At 63.9% G+C, this 6,101-nt stretch carries 8 protein-coding genes; 4 read left to right on the forward strand and 4 right to left on the reverse strand.

Annotated features, from left to right (window positions below; genetic code table 11):
• The first annotated feature begins 71 nt into the window (after window positions 1–71).
• A complete protein-coding gene (locus X741_RS153450; RefSeq protein WP_023777837.1) occupies window positions 72–1,418 on the forward strand; it encodes a DNA recombination protein RmuC in 1,347 nt (448 codons plus the stop codon).
• Between the two features lie 21 nt (window positions 1,419–1,439).
• Here the strand turns inward: X741_RS153450 and X741_RS153445 are convergent, their stop codons facing one another.
• From X741_RS153445 to X741_RS153435, 3 genes are all read right to left on the reverse strand, one after another.
• Window positions 1,440–1,844, reverse strand: coding sequence for a GFA family protein (locus tag X741_RS153445; RefSeq protein ID WP_023777838.1), 405 nt, complete (start codon window positions 1,842–1,844; stop codon window positions 1,440–1,442).
• 64 nt (window positions 1,845–1,908) lie between these two features.
• On the reverse strand, window positions 1,909–2,877 hold the full coding sequence (locus tag X741_RS153440) for a cation diffusion facilitator family transporter (protein WP_023777839.1): 969 nt from the start codon (window positions 2,875–2,877) through the stop codon (window positions 1,909–1,911).
• 122 nt (window positions 2,878–2,999) lie between these two features.
• The gene (locus tag X741_RS153435; RefSeq protein ID WP_023765477.1) at window positions 3,000–3,809 is read right to left on the reverse strand and encodes a transglutaminase family protein; all 810 of its coding nucleotides are present in this window, start codon (window positions 3,807–3,809) and stop codon (window positions 3,000–3,002) included.
• Between the two features lie 212 nt (window positions 3,810–4,021).
• Between X741_RS153435 and X741_RS1000000171460 the strand changes: the two genes are divergently transcribed.
• Together X741_RS1000000171460 and sugE are read left to right on the forward strand one after the other, a co-directional pair.
• Complete coding sequence (locus X741_RS1000000171460) at window positions 4,022–4,147, forward strand: hypothetical protein (RefSeq protein WP_013891842.1); 126 nt, start codon at window positions 4,022–4,024, stop codon at window positions 4,145–4,147.
• 210 nt (window positions 4,148–4,357) lie between these two features.
• Entirely contained in the window at window positions 4,358–4,672 is a 315-nt protein-coding gene (sugE, locus tag X741_RS153430; protein WP_023765478.1) for a quaternary ammonium compound efflux SMR transporter SugE, read from the forward strand.
• Window positions 4,673–4,844: 172 nt separating this feature from the next.
• On the opposite strand, the gene X741_RS153425 is transcribed toward sugE, so the two are convergent.
• The gene (locus tag X741_RS153425) at window positions 4,845–5,273 is read right to left on the reverse strand and encodes a DUF6481 family protein (protein ID WP_023765479.1); all 429 of its coding nucleotides are present in this window, start codon (window positions 5,271–5,273) and stop codon (window positions 4,845–4,847) included.
• Window positions 5,274–5,493: 220 nt separating this feature from the next.
• Between X741_RS153425 and X741_RS153420 the strand changes: the two genes are divergently transcribed.
• The coding region (locus tag X741_RS153420) for an LLM class flavin-dependent oxidoreductase (protein ID WP_023777840.1) at window positions 5,494–6,101 on the forward strand (608 nt) is incomplete at its 3' end.

The raw sequence follows: 6,101 nt of genomic DNA on the forward strand, positions 1-6,101 counted from the left end.
TCAACCGGGGCGTCTGAGCCTCGTTCACGTTTTGATCTGTGTCGTCGGGCCGAATCGGCTATGCTGTCCACATGAATGACCTGAGCACCATCCTTTCGGAGCCCGTCGCACGGCTTGGCGCCTCCACGATCACGCTTGGCCACGCGCTGGCTTTCGGCGCATTGCTGTTTCTTGGCCTGTTCGTGGCGCTTGTCGTCGCGCTGTGGCGGTCGGCCAAAGCGCGCGCCGTGGCGGCTGCCGAAGCCGCCGACCACGCCCGCGACGCCGAGGCGCGGATGGCCGGCATTCTGCAATCCCAGGCCGAGATGCAGGGCCGCATGGGCGCTATCGCCGAAGTGTTCGGCGCGCGCCAGGCAGAGCTGACGCAATCGATCGGCCAGCGTCTCGACGCCATGACCGGCCGCATCGGCCAGACCATGACCGAACAGACCAAATCCACCCATGAGAGCCTGGCGAAGCTGCAGGAGCGGCTGGCGATCATCGATGTCGCGCAAGGCAACATCCAGTCGCTCGCCGGCCAGGTCGTGCAGTTGCAGGCGATCCTATCNGCGATCATCGATGTCGCGCAAGGCAACATCCAGTCGCTCGCCGGCCAGGTCGTGCAGTTGCAGGCGATCCTATCCAACAAGCAGACGCGCGGCGCCTTCGGCCAGTCGCGCATGGAGGCGATCGTCGCCGACGGTCTGCCGCATGGCGCTTACGAGTTCCAGGCGACGCTGTCGAACGGCAGCCGGCCCGATTGCCTGGTGAAAATGCCGAATGGCGCGCCGTCGCTGGCGATCGATGCCAAGTTCCCGCTGGAGGCATGGAACGCCATCCGTGCCGCCGATGGCGCCGACCTGCAGAAGGTCGCGGCCCAGGCCTTCCGCCGCGACATCGAGATCCATGTCCGCGACATCTCGGAGAAATACCTGATCCAGGGCGAGACGCAGGACACCGCCTTCATGTTCGTGCCGTCGGAATCGGTGTTCGCCGAAATCCACGAGAATTTCGAGGCGATCGTCCACAAGGCGCATCGGGCGCGCGTCGTCATCGTTTCGCCGTCGCTGCTGATGCTGTCGATCCAGGTCATCCAGGCCATCCTCAAGGACGCCCGCATGCGCGAACAGGCGCATCTGATCCAGGGCGAGGTGATCCGGCTGATGGAGGATGTCGCGCGGGTCGACGAGCGGGTACGCAAACTGCAGGTCCATTTCGGCCAGTCGGCCAAGGACATCGACGATATCCTAGTCTCGACATCGAAGGTCACCAAGCGCGGCCAGAAGATCGAGGCGCTGGAATTCGGCGCGCAGCCGGACGGCGATGCCGGCCCCGACGGCGCCTCACGTGCACCTGCCGCGAAGGCCGACGCCGGCCCCCGCGTCGCCGATTCGAAGACCGGTCAGCTCAGGCTGAGGGTCGTCGAAGGCGACGATTGAGGCATGGCGCCGGACCCGGCGCTACTGCTCCTCCACCGTGGTCATGCCCTGAAATTCAGGCAGCCAGTGCAGCGCCGAGCGGTGCCATTTCTGCAGTGTCGGAACCAGATCCTGACGTTGCCGCGCGGTCCCCACCCGAATTCCATAGACCTTCGGACCATCCCCGACCGACGTGGCGTAAAGGTGCGAGCCGCAGTCTGGGCAAAAGGCCTGGACACGCTTGGCGCCGCTCGCCACGGTCTTGATGTAGATTTTCGGGGTGCCCTGCGTGATCCGGTAGTTGTTTTCCGGCGCCGGAACCGTCACGCGAAAGGCGGTGCCGGTCAGCTGCTGGCAATCCGTGCAATGGCAGATCGACGTCTTTTCCGGGTCGACCTCCGCTTCATAGGTGATGGCGCCACAGTGGCATCCGCCGTCTATCTTCATCGTCGCTCCTCCTGCAATTCGGACCAATCTTAGCGGGGCAAGCCCGCGAGGCAACTTCGCTTTGCTAGTCCAGGCCCGGGTCGGACATGGCACCGATCAGCTTGCGCCGCTGCTCCCAGGTGCCAGTGGTCTGCGGCTTGACGAACAGCCGCGTGATCTCCGGCATTTCTGCCTTCAGGCGCGCCTCGATGCGCTCGACACAGGCCTCGATCTCCGGCGCCGCCAGATGATCCTCGAACTCGATGCTCAGGGCGGCGACGATTTCTGCCGGTCCCATATGGACGGTCAGAACGCCGTTCGCCCGCTGTACGGCCGGATCCTGCTGGACGATCGCCAGCACCCTTTTCTGCACCTCGGGTGAAGCCGGCTCGCCGATGAGCAGGCCCTTGCTTTCGCGAGCCAGGAAGACCGCCGCCGCGCCGAGGATGGCGGCGATGCCGATGGAAGCGACACCGTCGAGTTCCGGCATATCGAGCAGTTCCGCCGTCAGGATGCCGGCAAAGGCGACGATCAGGCCGAGCAGGGCGGCGCTGTCCTCGAACAGCACGGTGTAGACGCTCGGATCCTTGCTCGATTGCACCGCTTGCAGCCAGCCTTCCCCCTTGCTCTTCTGCCGGCGAAATTCCTTCAGCGCCACCAGCCAGGAGCTGCCTTCGAACAGGAAGGACAGGCCAAGGACGATGTAGTTCACCTTGACGTTGGCAACCGGTTCCGGCGCCATGATGTGGATGATGCCCTCGTAGAACGACACGCCGGCACCCAGCGCGAAGACCAGGAGAGCGACGATGAAGCTCCAGAAATAGAGTTCGCGGCCGTGGCCCAGCGGATGCGTGCGGTCGGCCGGACGCGCGGCACGATGCATGCCATAGAGCAGCAAGCTGCCATTGCCGGTGTCGACCAGCGAGTGCACGCCCTCCGACAGCATCGCCGAACTGCCGGTGAAGAAGGCGGCGGCGAATTTGGTCAGCGCGATGGCGAGATTGCCCGCCAGCGCCGCATAGATAACCGTTTTCGAGCCGCCATGCCCGGCCATGCAATGCTGTCTCCCTCAGGATACCCATCGTAGCTGCCCCGCCGCCGAAGCTCCACAGGCAGCACAACGCGCGAACCGGGCCGGTCGTTCAGGTCATTGAAGGCTTGAGGCTGGAAAACCTTCTATTCGACGATCTCGTCGGTCCACACCCTGAAGCCGGCAAGCAAGCCCGGTCCGAAAATATGGGTCAGTGGCACGTCCGCCGCGTCGCGGCCGGAGGCGATCAGGATGCGGCCGATGCGCGGCGCGTTATTGCGTGGATCGAAAGCGTGCCAGCGGCCGCCGAGATAGACCTCCATCCAGGCGCAGAAATCCATGCTCGCCCAAGGCTTCGGCATGCCGATGTCGCTGATATAGCCGGTGCAATAGCGCGTCGGGATGTTGAGCGCCCGGCAGAAGGTGACGGCAAGATGCGCGAAGTCGCGGCATACGCCGCTCTGCTCGCGATAGGCTTCGGCGGCTGTGCGCGTCGGCCGGGCATTGCCATAGTTGAAGACGATGTGATTGTGGACGAAATCGCACACCGCCTGCACGCGCGGGATGCCTGATGGCGTATGGCCGAACAGCCGCCAGGCGTCATCAGCCAAAAGGTCGCTCTCGCAAAACCGGCTGGGCAGCAGGAACAGCAGCGTCTCCGCCGGCAGATCGCGCACCTCGTGCTGCCAGGCCATCAGCTCACTCATCTCGAATGTACCGGGATCGCGGATCACCGCATCGGTACCGAAGGTAAAACGCCCGGGCGGCGCGACGAACCGGTTGCACCAATTGCCGAAACTGTCGCGATAGCTCTCGATCGGCACCGGCGGGTTTGAGGTCAGGAAATCCGGCCGTTCGAGGTCGGAGGCACGGGAGTAGTGGACATTGAGCATCGCGATGAGCGGCGTTTCCTGCGGAAAGTCGAAGCTCATCTCGCAGCCGATGTGAATTCGCATCGTCGTCCTGACCGGCCTGCCTGGCAATCATCCAGCGAAAGCGCGGATCGATGCTGCAGTGCGAAGATGACCATGGCACGGACCGCCATGGTTTACGAGCAAATTAGAAAGCGGTTGAAAGCGGCCAGCCGGCGGTCGCGACCGACTCAAGGCCCTTGCGGCAAAGCGTTTCTCTTGTTTCACTTGGCTTCCCGCAATTGGAGGAACGAATCATGGCTAAAGGTGCGATGAAGGCAGGCAAGGAAGCCCGCAAGCCGAAGAAGGACGCCAAGAAGCCCGCTCCCGCTCCCGCCCTGAAGGCGCCGCCGGTCAAGGCGATGCGCATCAAGGAAAAGTAGGCTTCGGCACATCCCGCTCGGCGGGATTTGACCGGCGGCGTCGGACAATGCCGCCGGCGAGCGTCGATCGGACGTTTTGACGACCCTATATTGCCGGTGCGGGGACGACCCCGCGCCTCCCCAAAATCCGGTCGGGACGACCCGCCCATCATCTATCGAGCATCTCGGGATCGGGTCCCGTTCCGGCCCGATGCTGGATGGAGCGTTGCGATGTCGTGGATTTTTCTGTTTTTCGCCGGCCTGTTCGAAATCGGTTGGGCGATAGGCCTCAAATACACCGATGGATTCACCAGGCTCGTTCCGACGGTGCTGACGGTCGCGTCGATGGTCGTCAGTCTTACCCTGCTCGGCCTGGCGCTGAAGGCGCTGCCTGTCGGCACGGCCTATGCGGTGTGGACCGGCATCGGGACCGTCGGCACGGCGCTGCTCGGCATCTGGCTGCTCGGCGAGCCCGCTACGGCGATCAGGCTCGCCTGCATCGCGTTGATCGTCTGCGGCATCATGGGGCTGAAGTTCGCGGCCTGATCGAGTCCAAGTGCCTCCCATCGACTTGGCCCGAGGGTGCGGGCCCGCGAGGGAGGCAGCCTTTGGGATAACCTGCCCCTGACGGGCTCAAAAGCGTTGCTTTCACAACAACGCATTCAGGGCCGCTGCGAGGCGACCCTGATCCTGAATTCGAAGCTTGGTCGCTAAGGCGTTAGCGAGCCGAAAAGCCTGGCGGCGTTCTGCCGGTACGCTGCTTGCGCGCCGCATAGCGTGCGTCGCGTTTCGCCTTGCGTTCGGCTTCGTCGGCCAGCAAACGGGCGATGCGCTCGTTCTCTTCGGCTTCCTTGATCTTCGCTTCAGCCTGTGCCGCCTCTTCGGCTGCAATGCGCGCCGCTTCGGCCGCTGCCTCGCGCTCGGCCTTCTCGACCGCTTCGCGTGCCAGCTTTTCCTGCTTCAGCCTGGCCTTTTCAGCTTCGCGTATTTCGCGAGCCTCGAGGATTGCCTTGCGTTCGGCCTGTCGTGCCAGCACTGCAGGATCATCCGCCGCCGGCTTTGACTTGAAGCGCTCCAAAAGCGCCTTCTTTGCCTCGTTCGCGGCATTGCGCCGCTCGAAAATGTCTTTTTCCCTGTAGATAGCCAAGTCCACTTCCCTGAAGTCAATTCGCGAGGCTTACATACGCGCGAATAGCGAGAGTTCAAGCGCCAAAACGGTATGCCAGCCATGAAATTCTGTGCTGTTGCGCACGGGAGACGCCTTTTCCTTGCAAAACGACATGCACTGTTCACTGTCCGAGCCTCTGGCGGCGGGGCCAGGCAGTCGCTAGGTCTAGCCGCAAAACCCAACACCAGGATGACATCAGATGGAACTCGGTCTCTACACCTTTGCCGACGTCAGCCCGCAGCCCGGCCCGGGCGCCATCGGCCCGCATGAGCGATTGCGCAACCTGATCGAGGAGGTCGAACTGGCCGACCAGGTCGGTCTCGACGTCTTTGGTCTCGGCGAGCATCACCGGCCCGACTATTCGGCCTCGGCACCGGTCGTGGCGCTGGCGGCCGCCGCCGAGCGCTCCAAGCGCATCAGGCTGACCAGTGCGGTCACCGTGCTCTCCTCCGACGATCCGGTTCGCGTCTTCCAGCAGTTCGCCACGCTCGACCTTCTCTCCGGCGGTCGTGCCGAGATCATGGCCGGACGCGGCTCGTTCATCGAGTCCTTCCCGCTGTTCGGCTACAATCTCGAGGACTATGACGAGCTGTTCGCCGAAAAGCTCGATCTGCTGCTTGCCATCCGCGACCAGGTGAAAGTCACCTGGTCCGGCAATCTGCGCCCGCCGATCAACGATCGCGGCGTCTATCCCCGGCCGTTCCAGGACAGGTTGCCGGTCTGGATCGCTATTGGCGGCACGCCGCAATCGGCGGCGCGCGCGGGCGCGCTCGGCCTGCCGCTGGCGCTCGCCATCATCGGCGGCGA

The organism is Mesorhizobium sp. LNHC221B00 (assembly GCF_000502935.1).
GTDB classification, from domain to species: Bacteria; Pseudomonadota; Alphaproteobacteria; order Rhizobiales; family Rhizobiaceae; genus Mesorhizobium; species Mesorhizobium opportunistum.

Bases quoted from the DNA above. Each gene is read 5' to 3' on its own strand.
- X741_RS1000000171460 (WP_013891842.1), top strand. From the start codon at position 4,022: ATGGCTAAAGGTGCGATGAAGGCAGGCAAGGAAGCCCGCAAGCCGAAG.
- sugE (WP_023765478.1), top strand. From the start codon at position 4,358: ATGTCGTGGATTTTTCTGTTTTTCGCCGGCCTGTTCGAAATCGGTTGG.
- X741_RS153435 (WP_023765477.1), bottom strand. From the start codon at position 3,809: ATGCGAATTCACATCGGCTGCGAGATGAGCTTCGACTTTCCGCAGGAA.
- X741_RS153440 (WP_023777839.1), bottom strand. From the start codon at position 2,877: ATGGCCGGGCATGGCGGCTCGAAAACGGTTATCTATGCGGCGCTGGCG.
- X741_RS153445 (WP_023777838.1), bottom strand. From the start codon at position 1,844: ATGAAGATAGACGGCGGATGCCACTGTGGCGCCATCACCTATGAAGCG.